Annotated in this window: 8 protein-coding genes; 4 read left to right on the top strand and 4 right to left on the bottom strand. The window is 64.1% G+C overall.

Annotated features, from left to right (window positions below):
* Positions 1–268: 268 nt before the first annotated feature.
* Positions 269–2,731 carry a TonB-dependent receptor gene (locus WBP07_RS29350; protein ID WP_395396764.1) on the top strand — a complete coding sequence of 821 codons (2,463 nt, stop codon included), beginning with the start codon at positions 269–271 and terminating at the stop codon, positions 2,729–2,731.
* Positions 2,732–2,995: 264 nt separating this feature from the next.
* Positions 2,996–4,519 carry a glycine betaine/L-proline transporter ProP gene (gene proP, locus WBP07_RS29345; protein WP_395396763.1) on the top strand — a complete coding sequence of 508 codons (1,524 nt, stop codon included), beginning with the start codon at positions 2,996–2,998 and terminating at the stop codon, positions 4,517–4,519.
* Between the two features lie 113 nt (positions 4,520–4,632).
* Here proP and WBP07_RS29340 read toward each other — a convergent pair whose 3' ends face one another.
* The 4 genes from WBP07_RS29340 to WBP07_RS29325 all read right to left on the bottom strand — a co-directional run bounded on the left by WBP07_RS29340 (position 4,633) and on the right by WBP07_RS29325 (position 13,313).
* Positions 4,633–6,714 carry a glycoside hydrolase family 97 protein gene (locus WBP07_RS29340; protein ID WP_395396762.1) on the bottom strand — a complete coding sequence of 694 codons (2,082 nt, stop codon included), beginning with the start codon at positions 6,712–6,714 and terminating at the stop codon, positions 4,633–4,635.
* 201 nt (positions 6,715–6,915) lie between these two features.
* The gene (locus tag WBP07_RS29335; protein WP_395396761.1) at positions 6,916–8,508 is read right to left on the bottom strand and encodes an alpha-amylase family glycosyl hydrolase; all 1,593 of its coding nucleotides are present in this window, start codon (positions 8,506–8,508) and stop codon (positions 6,916–6,918) included.
* 22 nt (positions 8,509–8,530) lie between these two features.
* On the bottom strand, positions 8,531–10,345 hold the full coding sequence (locus WBP07_RS29330) for an alpha-amylase family glycosyl hydrolase (protein WP_395396760.1): 1,815 nt from the start codon (positions 10,343–10,345) through the stop codon (positions 8,531–8,533).
* A 166-nt stretch (positions 10,346–10,511) separates the two neighbouring features.
* The gene (locus WBP07_RS29325) at positions 10,512–13,313 is read right to left on the bottom strand and encodes a TonB-dependent receptor (protein ID WP_395396759.1); all 2,802 of its coding nucleotides are present in this window, start codon (positions 13,311–13,313) and stop codon (positions 10,512–10,514) included.
* Between the two features lie 243 nt (positions 13,314–13,556).
* Between WBP07_RS29325 and WBP07_RS29320 the strand changes: the two genes are divergently transcribed.
* On the top strand, positions 13,557–14,618 hold the full coding sequence (locus tag WBP07_RS29320) for a LacI family DNA-binding transcriptional regulator (protein WP_395396758.1): 1,062 nt from the start codon (positions 13,557–13,559) through the stop codon (positions 14,616–14,618).
* 221 nt (positions 14,619–14,839) lie between these two features.
* On the top strand, positions 14,840–16,357 hold the full coding sequence (locus WBP07_RS29315; protein WP_395396757.1) for an MFS transporter: 1,518 nt from the start codon (positions 14,840–14,842) through the stop codon (positions 16,355–16,357).
* Positions 16,358–16,460 lie beyond the last annotated feature (103 nt).

The raw sequence follows: 16,460 nt of genomic DNA, 5'->3' as shown, positions 1-16,460 counted from the left end.
TGATGAAATGACGGCGACATTATCCAGCAATACTGTATGACGCAGTTGCACAAAATCCTCACTACTTGGATTTTACTTTTTAGACAGCGCGACTCTGCGGCCGCTGTCTCGACACTGTCACATTCGGACGACTAAGGCTTCGGCAGCAGCAAGGCTCGGGCTGCCGGAAGACGATCGTTGGCGGACGACCACGCTTCCAGCAGCCGGGAGACGCACGCTGCAGTCATGATGCCCCCTCGCGGGCACCACAATTGAGGTCGTAAATCCAATGCAGAAACGTTCCGTTCTTGCCGCTTCCGCGGCAGGCATCGCTGTGACTTGCGCGCTCGGTTCCGCCCCGGCCCGCGCCCAGTCGACCGGCTCGATCGATTTCGAGAAGTCGGAGATCGTCGTCGCCGGTAGCAGCCAGGGCGACATTGCCGGCATCAAGATTCCCGATACGCCCAAGGCCAAGCAGGTCCTGACCAAGGAAGTCATCGGTCGCGAGACGCCGGGCCAGTCGATCGACGAGATCATCAACCTCGTTCCCGGCGTCAGCTTCCAGAGTTATGACGGCTACGGCTCCTCGGGCGGCAGCCTGATGATCCGCGGTTTCGACGATACCCGCATCTCGCAGACGTTCGACGGTATTCCGCTGAACGATACCGGCAATTACGCGCTCTACACCAATCAGCAGCTCGACCCCGAACTGATCGAGCAGGTGAACGTCAACCTGGGTACCACCGATGTGGACTCGCCCACGGCGGCCGCCTCGGGCTCGACGGTGAACTACCGCTCGATCGACCCCAGCCACGAATTCGGCGCGCGCATGGTCGGTACCGTCGGCGATTACGGCAAGCTGCGCATCTTCGGCATGATCAACACCGGCGATCTCAACTCGTCCGGCACCCGCGCGTGGTTCTCCGCCTCCAAGGACACCTACGACGCGCTCTACGGCGGCGTGGGAAAGATCGACAAGACCCAGTTCAACGCCAAGATCTACCAGCCGCTGGGCAGCAACGGCGACTTCATCTCGATCTCCGGCCACTACAACGTCAACCACAACACGATGGCGTCGGACTGGCTGCTGACCAACACCAGCGGCATTCCCACCAATGCCGACGAGCGTGACGCCTATACCGTCGCCCGCTGCACGATCCCGGCCGGCACCGACGGCGTGGCAGATGCCGCCAGCTCCTGCGGCTCTGCGTGGGAGTACCGTTACAACCCGTCCAGAACCGCGAACATCCGCATCAATTCGCGCTTCACCCTTAGCGACAAGCTGACCCTGACGGTCGATCCCTACTTCCAGTACACTTCCGCCAACGGCGGCGGCACGGTGGTCGCCAAGGAAGGCAGCTACAGCAGCACGATCGCCAGCGGCTATATCAACGGCACCCCCTATTTCGGCGGCGTGGACCTGAATGGCGACGGCGATACGCTGGACTCGGTGCGTCTTTCGGCCCCCAGCCAGACCGAAACCTATCGCATCGGCGTGATCGCCTCACTCCGTTACGACCTTTCTGACAACCAGCGCGTGCGCGTGGCCTATACCTACGACCGCGGTCGCCATCGCCAGACCGGCGAACTGGGCACTCTGGATTCGAACGGCTTCGCATCGAACTACTTCAACACCGACGATGCACTGACCGACGTGAACGGCAATATCCTGCAAAAGCGCGATCGCCTGTCCTACGCGATCCTGCATCAGGTGTCGGGCGAATACTCGGGCGATTTCGTGGGTGACGCGCTGCATGTCGTCGCCGGCGTGCGCGTGCCGTTCTTCCGCCGCAACCTGACGCAGAACTGCGTGACTTACACCAGCACCGGCTCGGTCAACTGCTTTGCCGATGCGGACAGCCTGGCTGCCTACGAAGCGAGCCTGACCACGACCTACGCCGCGCCGCAGAACAAGGTGTTCAACTATAGCCGCGTGCTGCCGAACGTAGGCTTCACGTACGACTTCACGCCGGCCCTGTCGATGAACGGCAACTATTCGAAGGGCTTGCAAGTTCCCGGCACCGATAACCTCTACACCAACGCGTTCTACTATTCGGACGGTTCGGCCGATCCCAAGCCGGAGACGACCGACAACTTCGACGTCGGCCTGCGCTATCGTTCGGGCATGTTCCAGGCGTCCGTCGCCGGCTGGTACACGATCTTCTCGAACCGCCTGTCCTCGGCCTACAACCCGGACACGCAGACCTCCACATACACCAACCTCGGCACCGTGGACCGCTACGGCATCGATGGCAGCGTGTCGTTCCGGCCGGACAAGCATGTCTCGGCCTATCTGTTCGGCTCCTACCTCTGGTCGAACATCCGTGACGACGTGCAGACCGGAACCTCCACTTACGCAGCCACGTCGGGCAAGATGGAAGGCGGCGTGCCGCACTACAGCTTCGGCGGCCGCGTGGAAGGCAATGCCGGCCCGGCATCGCTGGGCGTGGAGGTCAAGAAGACCGGATCGCGCTACTACAACAGCCTGAACACCGCCGTGGTCGACAGTTCGGGTAATCAGCTCTGGGCGGCCAAGGTCCCGGCCTATACCGTCGTCAACCTCGACGCGCGTCTGAACCTCGGCTTCCTGGGCCTGAACGACAAGACGTTCGTGCAGGTCAACGTCACCAACCTGTTCGACAAGTTCTACTACGGCGCCTTCGACGACGCCGGCATCACCAATACCGCGACGACATACGCCTATATCGGTGCTCCGCGCACCGTGTCGGCATCGATCAACCTCCAGTTCTGATCGGCTCCAGACAGTACCGGAAATGGCCGGCGGCGAAGCGCATTCGCCGTCGGCCTTACTTCGCCGCTTTATCGGTCCATCGTCGCTGAGCCACGGCTCAGCCATTAGATACCCCGTTTTGCCAAAGACATGTCTATGGGGAGCCCTCCCCGCTTGATGCCCCCTGCGGCATCGCATCCTTTCACGGCCGTCCGACGGCCGCCTCCCGCCTGGCGATATGTGGTGCCTTCCTGCGCGCCTGCCCGGGCGCGAACGGAGACAGACATGCACGATCCCGTTGCGCAAAATGCGCAATTCGGCACCGCTGCGCAGCACGCGCAGTTCGGCTGGTTCAAATCCCGCCGGGAACTGGCTATCGACGACATTACCGTGGTGGACCGCTCGCTGCTGAACCGCGCGGTGGCCGCGGCTGCGCTGGGCAACGCCATGGAATGGTTCGATTTCGGCGTCTATGGCTACATCGCGGTCACGCTGGGCCATGTCTTCTTTCCATCCGGCGACCCGACCGTCCAGCTGATCGCCACGCTGGCCACCTTCGCCGCCGCGTTCCTCGTCCGTCCGCTGGGCGGGCTAGTGTTCGGCCCGCTGGGCGACCGTTACGGTCGCCACAAGATCCTGGCGCTGACCATGGTGATGATGGCCGTGGGGACCTTTTCCATCGGCCTCATCCCCTCCTACGAACGGATCGGCGTTGCCGCACCGATCCTGCTGCTGGTCGCCCGCCTGGTTCAGGGCTTCTCCACCGGCGGCGAATATGGGGGCGCGGCGACCTTCATTGCCGAATATTCGACCGACCGAAAGCGCGGCCTGATGGGAAGCTGGCTCGAATTCGGCACCTTGGGCGGCTACATCGCCGGGGCCGGCACAGTGACCCTGCTGCAAATGGTGCTCACCGACGCCCAGATGCTCGCCTGGGGCTGGCGACTGCCGTTCCTGATCGCCGGCCCGCTGGGTCTGCTGGGCCTTTACATGCGCCTGAAGCTGGAGGAAACCCCGGCATTCCAGGCCTATAGCGAACAAGTGGACGCGCGCGAAGCCGATCGGCCGGGACTGTCCGACACGATCCGCCTGCACTGGCGCCAGCTGGTGAAGTGCGTTGGACTGGTCCTGGTCTTCAACGTGACCGACTACATGCTGCTGACCTACATGCCCAATTACCTGACGGTGACGATGGGCTATGCCGAGAGCAAAGGCCTGTTGCTGATCATCCTGGTGATGCTGGTAATGATGCCGCTCAATGTCGTCGGCGGGCTGTTCAGCGATCGCCTGGGCCGCCGCCCGATGATCATCGGCGCCTGCGTGGCACTGATCGTGCTGTCGGTTCCCAGTCTGCTGCTGATCGGCACGGGCAACGACTGGCTGATTTTCCTTGGCCTGATGGCATTGGGCGTGGCGCTGGTTTGCTTTACCAGTTCAATGCCCTCCACCCTACCGGCTCTGTTCTACACGCCGGTTCGCTACAGCGCGCTGTCGATCGCGTTCAATCTGTCCGTCTCGGTGTTTGGCGGCACGACCCCGCTGGTAACCGCGTGGCTGGTCAGCCGCACCGGCGACCCGCTGGTGCCCGCCTATTACCTGATGGGCGCTGCCGCGATCGGCATCGTCACCATGCTGACCGTGCGCGAAACCGCCGGGCTGCCCCTGCGCGGATCGCCCCCGGCCGTCGGCGACAGGCGCGAAGCGCTGGCCCTGCTGAAAGGCGACCAGCGCGTCACAGTAGATCGTGCGATACCGGACCTGTCACCGACCCCCGCCCAAGCGCCCTTCGCGGCAGCCGTGCTCACCTGATCCTCGCCAGCCGGCGAGAGGGCGCACCGTTGAGGGGGCGCCCTTGGAGGGCCTTGGAGGGCCCTAGGAACGCCTTTTTTTGGGGGGAGGCGGCCTTTCGCCCCCCCTTTGGCTTACTTGCCCGGCACCAGCCGCATCGCCGCGCCGCCGCCCGGCGCCAGCCAGAGATCATAGGTGTCGCCCTTCTTCACCGTGCGCGTCTCGTAGGCGATCTTGTGGCGGGCGTCGGTGAGGTAAGTGGCGCCCTCCCCATCCTTCCAGATCGTTGCCTTGTAGGTCTTGCCGGGTTCGAGGAAGTCGAACGAGAGCGTGACACTACGCGCGGTCGCATCGTTCACGCCGCCGACGAACCATTCGGGGCTCCCCCGGTCCTTGCGCGCGAAGACCGCGTAATCGCCCACTTCGCCCGCGATCAGATGGCTTTCGGCCCAGTCCGTGGGGACGTGGCTGATGAACTCCATCTCGCGCGGATACTTGTCCAGGTTCTCGACGAAGTCCGCGGCCATCTGGATCGGCGAATAGATCGCGAGGTAGAGCCCAAGCTGCTTGGCCAGCGTGGAGGCCAGCGGATCGTGGTTCGCGCCTTCCAGGCTCAGCACGCCGGGGGTGAAGTCCATCGGGCCGGAAAGCATGCGGGTATAGACCAGCGTCGGTTCATGGTCCGGCCCGTTGGCGAAGGCACCCCAGGCGTTGTATTCCATGCCCCGTGCACCTTCGCGGCTGACCCAGTTCGGATAGGTGCGGCGCAGGCCGGTGTCCTTCACCGGCTCATGCGCGTCGATCGAGATGTGATGCTGCGCGGCCAGCTTCACCACGTCGAGGTGGTGGTTCACCTGACGCTGCCCGTCATGCCATTCCATGTGCGTTTCGCCCGGCTGTTCGCCGTAATGCCAGGTATCGGCGATGATGCCGCCACCATCGGCGACATAGCCGGTCTTCACCGCCGGAACGCCCAGCTTCTCATAAAGCGCGAAGCCGGCATCCATCTGCTTTTCGTAGATGGCGATATTGCCGCCCGTCTCGTGATGGCCGATCAGCACCACGCCCTTCTTACGCGCATAGTCAGTCACTGCCTTGATATCGAAGTCCGGCGTCGCCTCGGTGAAGCTGAAGTCGCCGTGGCCGAACCAGTCGCCATCCCAGCCCTTGTTCCAGCCTTCGATCAGCACGCCGCCGAAATTGTGACGGGCGGCATAGTCGATGTACTGCTTGGCGCGCGCGGTGGTGGCGCCGTGCTTCGGGCCGGTCGCCCAGGTCCAGTCGCCGCGGATCATGCCCCACCAGATGCCGATGTAGCGCATCGGCTTCACCCAGCTGACATCGCCCAGCTTGTTGGGTTCGTTGAGGTTGAGTTCCAGATCGTTCTCGACAAGGCCCGCCGCGTTGTCGGCAATGCGGATGGTGCGCCAGGGCGTGTTGAACGGCAGGTCGCGCACCACCCGCGCACCGCGTGAGGATGGTGAAAGCGTGGTGCGAAATTTCTGCCCATCCGCGCGCTTGAACCAATAGCCGGCATAGTCGACCAGCGCCGCTTCGTGGAACGACAGGTGGGTGCCGTCATCCAGCTTCATGGTGATCGGCGTGTGGGCGGTGGAAACGGCGTCGATCGGGGTCTTCTGGTAGACCTGCTCGTAACGGTTCCACTCGCCGCCCGGAATCCACCACGCAGTCCCCTTGGGCACGATGTCGAATTCGGTGGTCTCGTCGGCGATCTTCATCGTCTTCATCGCCGGCTGCTCGGGCAGTTCGTAGCGGAAGCCCACGCCGTTATCGAAAAGGCGGAAATGCACGTCCATCAACCGGCTGCCCTGCGCGGCGGACTGGCGGAAGTGGACGGTCACCTCGTTATAGTGATCGCGCACATCGGTGCGCTCGCCCCAGGGCTGCTGCCAGGTATCGTCTTGCGTGCCCTTTTCGCTGCCGGAGATGGCAAAACCGCGCACCATGTTCACGCCGTCTGTCAGCACGAAGCCCAGCTTGCTGGGCGCGATCAGCAGCTTGCCCTTGCGCGACAGCGACCAGGTGGGGCGGCTATCGTTGTCCGTGCTGACGGTGAGCACGATCGAACCATCGGGCGAGGCGGCGGTGACTGCGGGCTTGGCTTCCTGGGCATGACCAGCAAGCGGCGCGAGAGCGGCGGCGAGGATGCCGGCTTTTAGAAAGCTGGCGGGGGCCAGCAGGCGGAAAGGCTTCATGCCCGATCTCCTTTTGAAACGTGTGCGAATGCGGACCGACCAGCCCGTTCAAAAAATCCCGTCATCCCCGCGAAGGCGGGGATCCCGCTTTTCTTGCGCTCAAACGAGAGGGCAAAGAAGGAAGCGGGTCCCCCGCCTGCGCGGGGGCGACGAAAGGGGATGGTCATGGTCCGATCCCGTTTGCCGACATTGGGTGAGAGGTCATTCCTCGATCCAGATCGCTGCCCATGCGGGGAGCGAGCCGAGTGCGGTATCGTTGACGGTGGCAAGGACATTGCCCGTAGTAGGCAGGCCATCCGGCCAAGCGGCATCGCGCTCACCGATGTTGAACACGGCCAGCACCGATCGCCCTTCGGCTTCGCGGCGCAGGACAAGGCGCGTCTCGTCGGCCAGAAGCACTGCGCAGGTGCCCCGGCGCAACGCGGGATCCTCGCGCCGCAATTGGACCAATCGCCGCGTCAGATGCAGGAGCGAGGCGGGATCGGCCTCCTGCCGGTCGATCGAACGGGCAAGATTCGCCTCGGAGAGTGGCAGCCACGGCGCGCCACTGCTGAAACCGCCATGCTCGTCCTGCGCCTTCCACGGCAGCGGGGTGCGCACGCCGTCGCGCGAGAGGGTGAGCGGCCAGTTGGCGATCGCCTCCGGGTCCTGAAGCAGCTCGAACGGCACGTCGTCCTGTTCCAGCCCGAGTTCCTCGCCCTGGAACAAGATCGGATTGCCGCGCAGCGACAGCAGCAGCATCGCCTTCATCCGCGCGAAAGCGTCGCGGTGCTGCGGAGCGCACCAACGCGAGATTGCGCGGGGGGCGTCGTGGTTCTCGAAAGCCCAGCTCGGCCATCCGATACCGGGCTCTTCCGGCCAGAAGTCCTGCGCGGCGGCCACGCGCGCGGGGCTCAGGTTCTCGGCATAGAGGAAGTCGAAGCCATAGGCGCTGTTAAGCCGGGCGGGCCCCTGGGTGAAGGCCTTCATTTCCTCCCCGGCATTGAGCCCGCCCACTTCGGCCAGCGAATAGGTATCGGGATAGGACGCGATCAGCGCCTGCAACCGTTCGATGAAGGCCAGGATATCCGGGTGCGACTGGTTGTAGCGCTGGATCTGGAAATCATAGGGCCGCGTGCGGACTTTGCCCTCGTCCGCCGCCGCCGGATTGTCGCGCAGCAGCGGGTCGTGCATCGAATGGTTGAGCGCATCGATACGAAAGCCCGAGACGCCCCGATCCAGCCAGAACTTCGCCACGCCCAGCAGCGCTTCCTGCACTTCGGGGTTGTGGCAGTTGAGCTGCGGCTGCTCGGCCAGGAAGTTGTGCATGTAGTATTGCCCGCGCCGCGCATCCCAGCGCCAGGCGGGTCCGCCGAAGATCGACTGCCAGTTGTTGGGCGGGGTGCCGTCTGCCTTGGCATCGGCCCAGACGTACCAGTCTGTGCGCGGATTATCGCGGCTGGAGCGGCTCTCCACGAACCACGCGTGCTTGTCGGAGGTATGCGCGTAGACCTGATCGACGATGATCTTCAGCTTGAGGTCGCGGGCGCGGGCGATCACCGCATCGAAGTCTTCGAGCGTGCCGAAGATCGGATCGACCGCACAGTAGTCCGCGATGTCGTAGCCGAAATCGGCCATCGGAGAGGCGTAGAACGGCGAAATCCACACCGCCTCCACGCCGAGGCTGGCCACATGGTCCAGCCGCGCGGCGATGCCCGGCAGGTCGCCGATGCCGTCGCCATTGGCGTCCGCGAAGCTGCGGGGATAGATCTGGTAGATGGCGGCGCCGCGCCACCATTCGGGTGTTGAAGTCATGGTCTTTTCCGGGGGGAGTGGATCAGGGTTTCGCCGCGCAGACCGCAAAGCCCAGCGGCGGCAGTTCGACGCGGACAGAGCCGGGCGCGCTGGCCGTGGCGGCGCAGGTCGTGCCCGCCAGCGTCTCGAACGAGGGCGAGGCGGGATCGACGGCCACTTGCGCCGAAACCGGCGCGGTGGACGTGTTGAAGGCCAGCAGCACCTCAGCCCCCGTTTTCGGATCGAAGCGCGATACGGCGATGAGGCCGGGCTTACTCGAAGCCGCGCGGGTGACGGATCGGCCTTGGGTCAGTGCCGGGGTCTTCACGCGCAAGGCGGAAAGCTGCGCGATCAGGCGGTAGAGCGGATGGTCGGGATCGAAGCTTTCGGTCGCTGTGGTCTTGGTCGTGCCCACCAGCGCCTCAGCGTTGTAGACCGCCACCTTGCTGGCGAACATGTCCTGCCGCGAAAGCTGGTCGCCGCCGGCGCCGGCCAAGCCCTGCTCGTCGCCGTAGTAGATCGTCGGCACGCCGCGCAGGGTGAGCAGCATAGCATGGGCCAGTTCGTCGCGCCTGAGCAGTTCGTCCGCGCTTATCGCCGGGTTCGCCGCCTTGAGGAACATCGCCGCGCGCCCGGCGTCATGGTTGCCGAGGAAGGTCGGCAGTTGCAGCGCTGCCTTCGCGCCGCCCTCGTAAAGCCCATCGTCATCGGGCAGGCGCGCGAGTTCCTCACTGCTTCCTTCGCCCGCTGACTTCAGCACCGCGTGCATGAAGGCGAAGTCCAGCACGCCGGGAAGCCCGGCATTGCGCGTCCAACTGGCGAGCAGCGCCGGGTCGTAGTCCCCGGTCATCACTTCGCCGAAGATATGGAAGTTCGGAATACCCTTCGCCGCCGCGCGTGCCTTCATGGCGGGGACGAACTGGCGCCAGAACTGCGGGTTCACATGCTTGGCGGTATCGATGCGGAAGCCGTCCACGCCGTACCTGTCGATCCAGTCGCCATAGATCGCGATCATCCCTTCGACCACGCGCGGGTTTTCGGTTGCGAGATCGTCCAGGCCCACGAAATCGCCGTACTGCGCGCTTTCGCCCTTCCAGTCGGTATTGCCGCGATTGTGGTAATAGATCGGATCGTTGAGCCAGGCGGGCACTTTCACCCGCTCCTCGCCCTTCGGCACGTAGGGCGTGTAGGCGAACGAGGGATCGGTCATCTTCGCCCAGTTCGCCGCGCTGGCATCGCCGTCGCCCGCAAAGCCGGGATTGATCGGCGCTCCGCCGACGCCGCCTTTGCGCGAGAACGGATAGTCCGCCTTCGAGCGATAGGGATACTCCTGCGCCGCACCTTCGCGGTACTGGATCACGTCCGCTGTGTGGTTGGCGATGATGTCCATGTAGACCTTCATGCCCCGCGCATGGGCGGCATCGACCAGCGCCTTGAAGTCCGCGTCCGTGCCGAAGTGCGGATCGACATGGGTGAAGTCGGTGATCCAGTAGCCGTGATAGCCCGCGCTTTCGCCGCCCTTCGGCCCCTGCACGGGCTTGTTCTTGAAGATCGGCCCCACCCAGATCGCCGTCGCGCCCAGGTTCTGGATATAGCCGAGGCGCTGGGTCAGCCCCTTGAGGTCGCCGCCGTGGTAGAAAGCCTTGTCCGCCGGATCGAAGCCGGTGGTGAGCTTGCCGCCCTTGAGCCCGCCCGCATCGTTCGACGGATCGCCGTTCTCGAAGCGGTCGGGCAACACGAAGTAGATCACCTCCTGCTCCGGCGAACGCGCGCGCAGATCCTCCAGCGGCCCGGCGAAAGCGGCGGGAGCGGCAAGCGAGAACGCCAGCACAGCAAGGGAGGGAAGCAGGCGGTTCATTTCAGGCTATCTCCGAACATTCGCATCATCGTCGCCCCGAAACAGGTTCGGGGGAAGCGGAACCGGGAAGGGAGGGAGAGGGACTTCCCGGTTCCGCCTTTACGGTGCTGCCTGAGAGGAGGAGGTTCCCCGGCAGCACCGATAACTTACCCGAGCCCGGATGAGCTCAAAACTTGTACGTAAAGCCCGCCAGATAGCGCGCGCCATAGCGCTGGTAGTCGATGATCTGGCGGCTATCGCCCGGATTGGTCGTCACGAACGGCGCGTTGGTCAGGTTCTGGCCCTGAATGTAGAGCGAGAGCCCTTCCAGCGCGCTGCCCGGCTGGAAGTCGTAGCCGATCTGCGCGTCCACGATCGTTTCTGGCTGGGCGCGGCGTCGCACGCGGTTGGCCGCAAAGCCGGACACTTCACCGATGAAGGTAGAGCGATAGCGAACCGAAGCGCGGGCGTTGAAGCCCCACTTTTCGAAGAAGGCGGTGCCGTTGGCGACCCACTTGGAATAGCCCGGCAGGGCCGAGGAAGGCTCGCCCGGCGTCGGATGGATTTTCGATTCCGTATAGGCGACCGATCCCGTCACGCCGAAGCCCGAAAGCGCCGAGGTAAAGGCGTCGAACGGAATGGTGCCCGCCACTTCCACGCCATAGAGCTTGCCGCCCTGTCCGTTGACCGGCACGTTGACCACCGCCGTGGGCGAGATCGTGTAACCGTTGCCCGGATTGGGCAGCGCCAGCGTGGAACTGTCGATCACCACGTCTTGGTTGTAGATGTAGCTCTTCAGGTCCTTGAAGTAGAACTGCGCGGCGATGTAGCCCTTGCCCGCGAAGTACTTCTCGAACGTCAGGTCCAGCGCGTTGGCGCGCCACGGGCGCAGATCCGGGTTGCCGGAGGTACCGGTGACCACGGCAACGCCGTTGGTGAAGGTGTAGCCGTATTCCAGCGAGGCGCGCATGTCGTCCAGGCGCGGGCGGATGATCTCCCGCGCGGCGGCGAAGCGGATCACCCATTCGTCCGGGAAGCGCAGCGAAAGGTTCAGACTGGGCAGCACGTCCAGATAGTCGGTGCTCGATTTGCGCTGGCTGTAGAGGTAGCTGGGCGAACCGTTGGCGTTCAGGATCTGCTCGCCGGTCACCGGATCCAGGTTCGGCGCCGCGCTGCCGCCGTTGGAGTTCTGGTCGGTCCAGATCGCCTGCACGCCGGCATTGCCGGTCAGTTCCGCACTGCCGATCTGCGACTTGATGTTGGCCTGGATATAGCCGGTCATCAGTTTTTCGCGGATGGCATAGCCCTTGGAAACGACATCGCCCGTGGGGTTCGGCACCAGATTGTAGATACCGTCACGGATCAGCGCGAGCGGGTTGTAGCTGATGACGTTGCCCAGTCCCAGATACTTCAGGTTGGTAGTGCCAAGGCGATACTCCTCCGGAACCGCCACGCTGACGGTGCCGTCGGTATTGGCGGCAAGGCCAAGGAAGTATTCTTCCGGTACAAGCGTCTTGGAATGGTTGGTGTAATTCATTCCCGCCTGGATCGAACTGAGGAACGAGGAGTCGAACTCCTTCGTCACCTCGGTACGGAACTGCCAGAGTTCGTCCTTGATCTTGCGGTTGTTGTAGTAACCGTCCTGCCCGCCATAGATCGCGGTGCCGTCGGTGCCGATCTGGGTCCCGCCCCAGCCTTGCGGGCTGGTTAGCAGGATCTGGTTCCAGTCGCCATAGTCCAGCTGGTGCGTGAATGTGGTGCCCTTGGCGGCGCTGGTGAAGCCGATGACGTCGGTGGCGCCCTCGCCCGCGCGGCCGGTGCCCGAATAACTCTCGACCGTCAGCTCGTTGCGATCGGTCTTCGAATAGCTGGCGTCGAACATCGCGTTCCAGCCATCGTCACCCTTCCAGGTGTTGTTCCAGCCGAACGAATAGAGCTTGGCATGACGCTGGAACACGTCGTTGCGGACGACGCCCTTCACGTCGGAAAAGCTGCCCGACTTGATCAGACCGTCCTCGACGGTATAGCCGGGATCCAGAACCGCGGATGACCAGTAGAGCGGCAGTTCGATACCGCGCTTGATCTGGTCGTCCTTGAAGTCCGAATAGAAGGCGTCCAGCGTCGAGGTGAAGTTGGGCATCGGCCGCCACTGCACGGTGCCGTTCAGGCCCAGACGCTTCAGCTTGCTGGACGTGTTGTAGGACTTCGACCCACCGATCACCTGATTGCCATCGGCCGCATCGGCATAGCCCCAGGAGTTGAACTCCTGAACCTGATAGGGCTCGTCCGTGTAGCTGGCGCCCAGTGCGATGCCCAGCGTGTCGTTGGCGAACTGGTCCACGTACATGCCGTTGACGCGGTAACCCTTGTCGTCAGACCCCTTGTTCAGCTTGCCAAGGTCCGCATAGACGCCGCGTGCGCCCACGGTAACGATGCGCTTGCCGGTATCCAGCGGGCGGATCGTGCGCATGTCCACCGTGCCCGAAAGCCCCTGACCCACAAGGCTGGCCATCGGCGTCTTGTAGACGTTGACCGCATTGATCACTTCGGACGGATATTGGTCGTATTCCACGGCGCGGTTGTCGCCGGTGGAGGTCTGCTCGCGGCCGTTCAGCAGCGTGGTCGAGAAGTCCGGCGCGAAGCCGCGGATCGAGATCGCGTTGGAACGGCCGTTGACGCGCTGAGAGGTCAGGCCCGGCAGGCGGGCGATCGATTCGGCGATCGATGCGTCGGGCAGCTTGCCGATGTCTTCGGCCGAAACCGATTCGACCACCTGCTGCGCCTCGCGTTTGCGGTTGACGGCGGATTCAAGGCTGGCGCGGAAGCCGGTGACGATGATCGACTGGCTGTCGGGGTCCGAGGTAACGTCGCCCGGCTGTGCCGCGGCGGTATCCTGCGCGAAGGCCGTGTGCGGCATGGCCGTCAGGGCCGCTGCCAGCGCCAGCGCGGAAACGGTTCCGGGGCGCGAAATTCTTTCGTGAAGCGACATCGGTGTCCTCCTCCAGTGTGACCGGCAGCCGCGGCAAATGTCCGTCCGTGGCGACCGTGGAAGGCCCGGCCGTTGTCGACCGTGACGTTCCCGTTCCCCCATCGCTTAGGGCGGGACAGACGAATGCATAATATGGCATACGTATACGCAAGTGTCGGGAAGTCACGCGGCGTTGCAGTTATGCCACCTCCGGGGAACCGCGTAATATAGTGGAAATGCTGGATTTTTGAGGAAAAGAACAAGGTGGGACGCAAGCCGAGCAACAGGCCGACAAGTTTCGACATCGCCTATCTCGCCGGGGTTTCGCAGCCCACCGTCAGCCGTGCGTTGCGTGGTTCCCGGTCGGTCAGCGCCGCAACGCGCGCCCGGATCGAGGAGATTGCGCGGGAACTGAACTATTCGGTCGACAAGAACGCATCCTCGCTGCGTTCGCAGCGCTCAAACACGATCGCACTGCTGTTTTTCGAGGAGCAGACGCCGGACGATTCGAAGATCAATCCGTTCTTCCTCGCCATGTTGGGATCGATCACTCGCCAATGCGCGAATCGGGGGCTGGACCTCCTCATCTCGTTCCAGAAGATGGAGGATGACTGGCACGTCCGCTATCAGGACAGCCACCGAGCCGACGGGCTGATCCTGCTCGGCTATGGCGACTACACGCTCTACGAAAGCCGGCTGGAGCAGTTGGTGGGCCAGGGCACGCAGTTCGTGCGCTGGGGTTCGGTGAGCGAGGAGAACATCGGCGCCACGGTGGGTTCGGACAATTTCGGCGCGGGCAAGCTGGCGGGCGAACACCTGATCGCGCTGGGCCGCAAACGCATCGCCTTTCTGGGCCAGGCGGATGAGCACTATCCCGAATTCGCCGACCGCTACCGGGGCCTGTGCACCGCCATGGCGGAAGCAGGGCTGGCATGCGACCCCGCTCTGCAGCGCAATGCAATCAGCCATGAGGAGCTGGGCCAGGCGGCAATGCAGGACATGCTGGACAGCGGCGCGCAGTTCGACGCGGTATTCGCCGCCAGCGACCTGATCGCGATCGGCGCGATGCGCGCCCTCGCGGCGGCCGGAAAGGCGATCCCCGGCGACGTGGCGGTGATGGGGTTCGACGATCTGCCCACCGCCAGCATGACCAATCCGCCGCTTACCACCGTCATGCAGGACCTGAAGGGCGCGGGTGAAAGACTGGTCGAAACGCTGGTCGCACTGATCGAGGACAAGCCGCTGCCGGCCACCACCCTGCCCTCGCGGTTGATCGTGCGGCAGAGCACGGCCGGTGCCGTCAAGGTCGCTTTAGGTGTCGTCTAGAGCAGTCGATCCGGTTGCATCGGATCGACTGCTCTAAGCTTTTGGTTTTCAGCGTTTTCCGAGTCATCAGGTGATTCCACCTGATTAAAAAACGCTCTAGGCACGGTCAGGCATGTCTTAGGCATTCGTATGCATGTTGCCGCCGGCGCGCCCCCGTGCGACGCCCGAAGCCATGCAACCGACACGCCGGGAAGGCGCGCGGAACTCAGGGAAAGGACGTGATGGAACAGGCGGTCTCGGGCGCAATCAGGGCTGAAAAGCCGCGGCAAAGCTGGGCCGGGCTGTGGAACATCAGCTTCGGCTTCTTCGGCATCCAGATCGGCTTCGCGCTTCAGAACGCCAACATGAGCCGCGTCTTCCAGTCGCTGGGCTCCTCGATCGACGACCTGCCGGCACTGTGGATCGCCGCCCCACTGACCGGGCTGCTGGTGCAGCCGGTTGTCGGCCATTTGTCCGACAGAACATGGCTGGGCCGGCTCGGCCGCCGTCGCCCCTATTTCCTGGGCGGCGCACTGCTGGCCACGCTGGCGCTGCTGGTCATGCCGGAAAGCACCGGGCTCCTCATGGCGGCGATGCTGCTGTGGATGCTGGACGCCAGCCTCAACATCTCGATGGAGCCGTTCCGCGCGTTCGTGGGCGATATGCTACGCAAGGACCAGCACACTGCGGGGTACGCGGTGCAGACCGCCTTCATCGGCGTGGGCGCAGTGGTGGGATCGCTGTTTCCCTACGTTCTTGACCACCTTGGCGTCAGCAATCTCGCCGGCCCCGGCGGCATTCCCGACACCGTGCGCTTGAGCTTTCGCGCCGGAGCGCTTGCGCTGTTTGCCGCCGTGCTCTGGACCGTGCTGACCACGCGCGAATATTCCCCCGTAGAACAGGCGGCCTTCGACGACGAGGGCAGTCACGATGCCACGAACTCGGCCGCGCTGGCCCAGCGTAACCCCTTCGGCGGCCTCGCCTGGATCGGCGCAGGCGCGGTGGTCGCACTGGCCGTCTGGCAATGGGCGCTAGAGAAGGAAGTCTACCTCCTTGCCGGTCTGCTGGCGGGTTACGGTGCGGCGGTGATTGCGGCAATCCTGCTCGCCCGCGCCGGCCGCAGGGCATCGATGCTGGCCGGAATCGTCGGCGATTTCGGCGGAATGCCGCCGATCATGAAGCGGCTCGCCTTCGTGCAGTTCTTCAGCTGGTCGGCCCTGTTCATCATGTGGATCAACACCACGCCGGTGGTCGCGCAATATCACTTCGGATCGGCCGATCCCGCCAGTTCCGCCTATCAAGAGGCCGGAAACTGGGTGGGCGTGCTTTTCTCGGTCTACAACGGCGTCGCCGCGATCGCCGCGCTGGCCCTGCTGCCCTGGCTGGCGAGACGCCTCGGCAAGGCGCGCACCCATGCCCTGTGCCTCACGTTCGGCGCGCTGGGCTTTGCCGGATTTCTCGTGCTGCGCGATCCCCACGCCCTGGTCTTGCCAGAGATCGGCATCGGCGTGGCATGGGCCTCGATCCTGGCCATGCCCTATGCCATCCTCGCAAGCAGCCTGCCGCAGTCGAAACTCGGCATCTATATGGGCCTGTTCAATGTCTTCGTGGTGCTTCCGCAGCTTCTGGTGGCAACCGTCATGGGATCGGTGATGAAGCATTTCTTCCCGCACGATCCGATCTGGACGATGGCCTTCGCCGCAGGAACCCTGCTGATCGCCGCCCTTGCCGCGCTGCGCATCACCACACCGGCGGAGTGAGCGCTCCGCGGTGCCATCGCGATCCGGCCCTGCGGTCATCCATCAGCGGAGGTTCTAAACGACCCGGAGCACGGGGACACCCTCCCATCCGCAGGCTCTACGG

The organism is Novosphingobium oxfordense, from assembly GCF_044029435.1.
In the GTDB taxonomy this organism is placed as follows: domain Bacteria; phylum Pseudomonadota; class Alphaproteobacteria; order Sphingomonadales; family Sphingomonadaceae; genus Novosphingobium.
Note: the sequence above shows the minus strand (reverse complement) of the source record. Positions and strands in the feature narration are given on the sequence as shown.

Coding starts and splice junctions, on each gene's coding strand:
- WBP07_RS29350 (WP_395396764.1), top strand. CDS start 269: ATGCAGAAACGTTCCGTTCTTGCCGCTTCCGCGGCAGGCATCGCTGTG.
- proP (WP_395396763.1), top strand. CDS start 2,996: ATGCACGATCCCGTTGCGCAAAATGCGCAATTCGGCACCGCTGCGCAG.
- WBP07_RS29340 (WP_395396762.1), bottom strand. CDS start 6,714: ATGAAGCCTTTCCGCCTGCTGGCCCCCGCCAGCTTTCTAAAAGCCGGC.
- WBP07_RS29335 (WP_395396761.1), bottom strand. CDS start 8,508: ATGACTTCAACACCCGAATGGTGGCGCGGCGCCGCCATCTACCAGATC.
- WBP07_RS29330 (WP_395396760.1), bottom strand. CDS start 10,345: ATGAACCGCCTGCTTCCCTCCCTTGCTGTGCTGGCGTTCTCGCTTGCC.
- WBP07_RS29325 (WP_395396759.1), bottom strand. CDS start 13,313: ATGTCGCTTCACGAAAGAATTTCGCGCCCCGGAACCGTTTCCGCGCTG.
- WBP07_RS29315 (WP_395396757.1), top strand. CDS start 14,840: ATGGAACAGGCGGTCTCGGGCGCAATCAGGGCTGAAAAGCCGCGGCAA.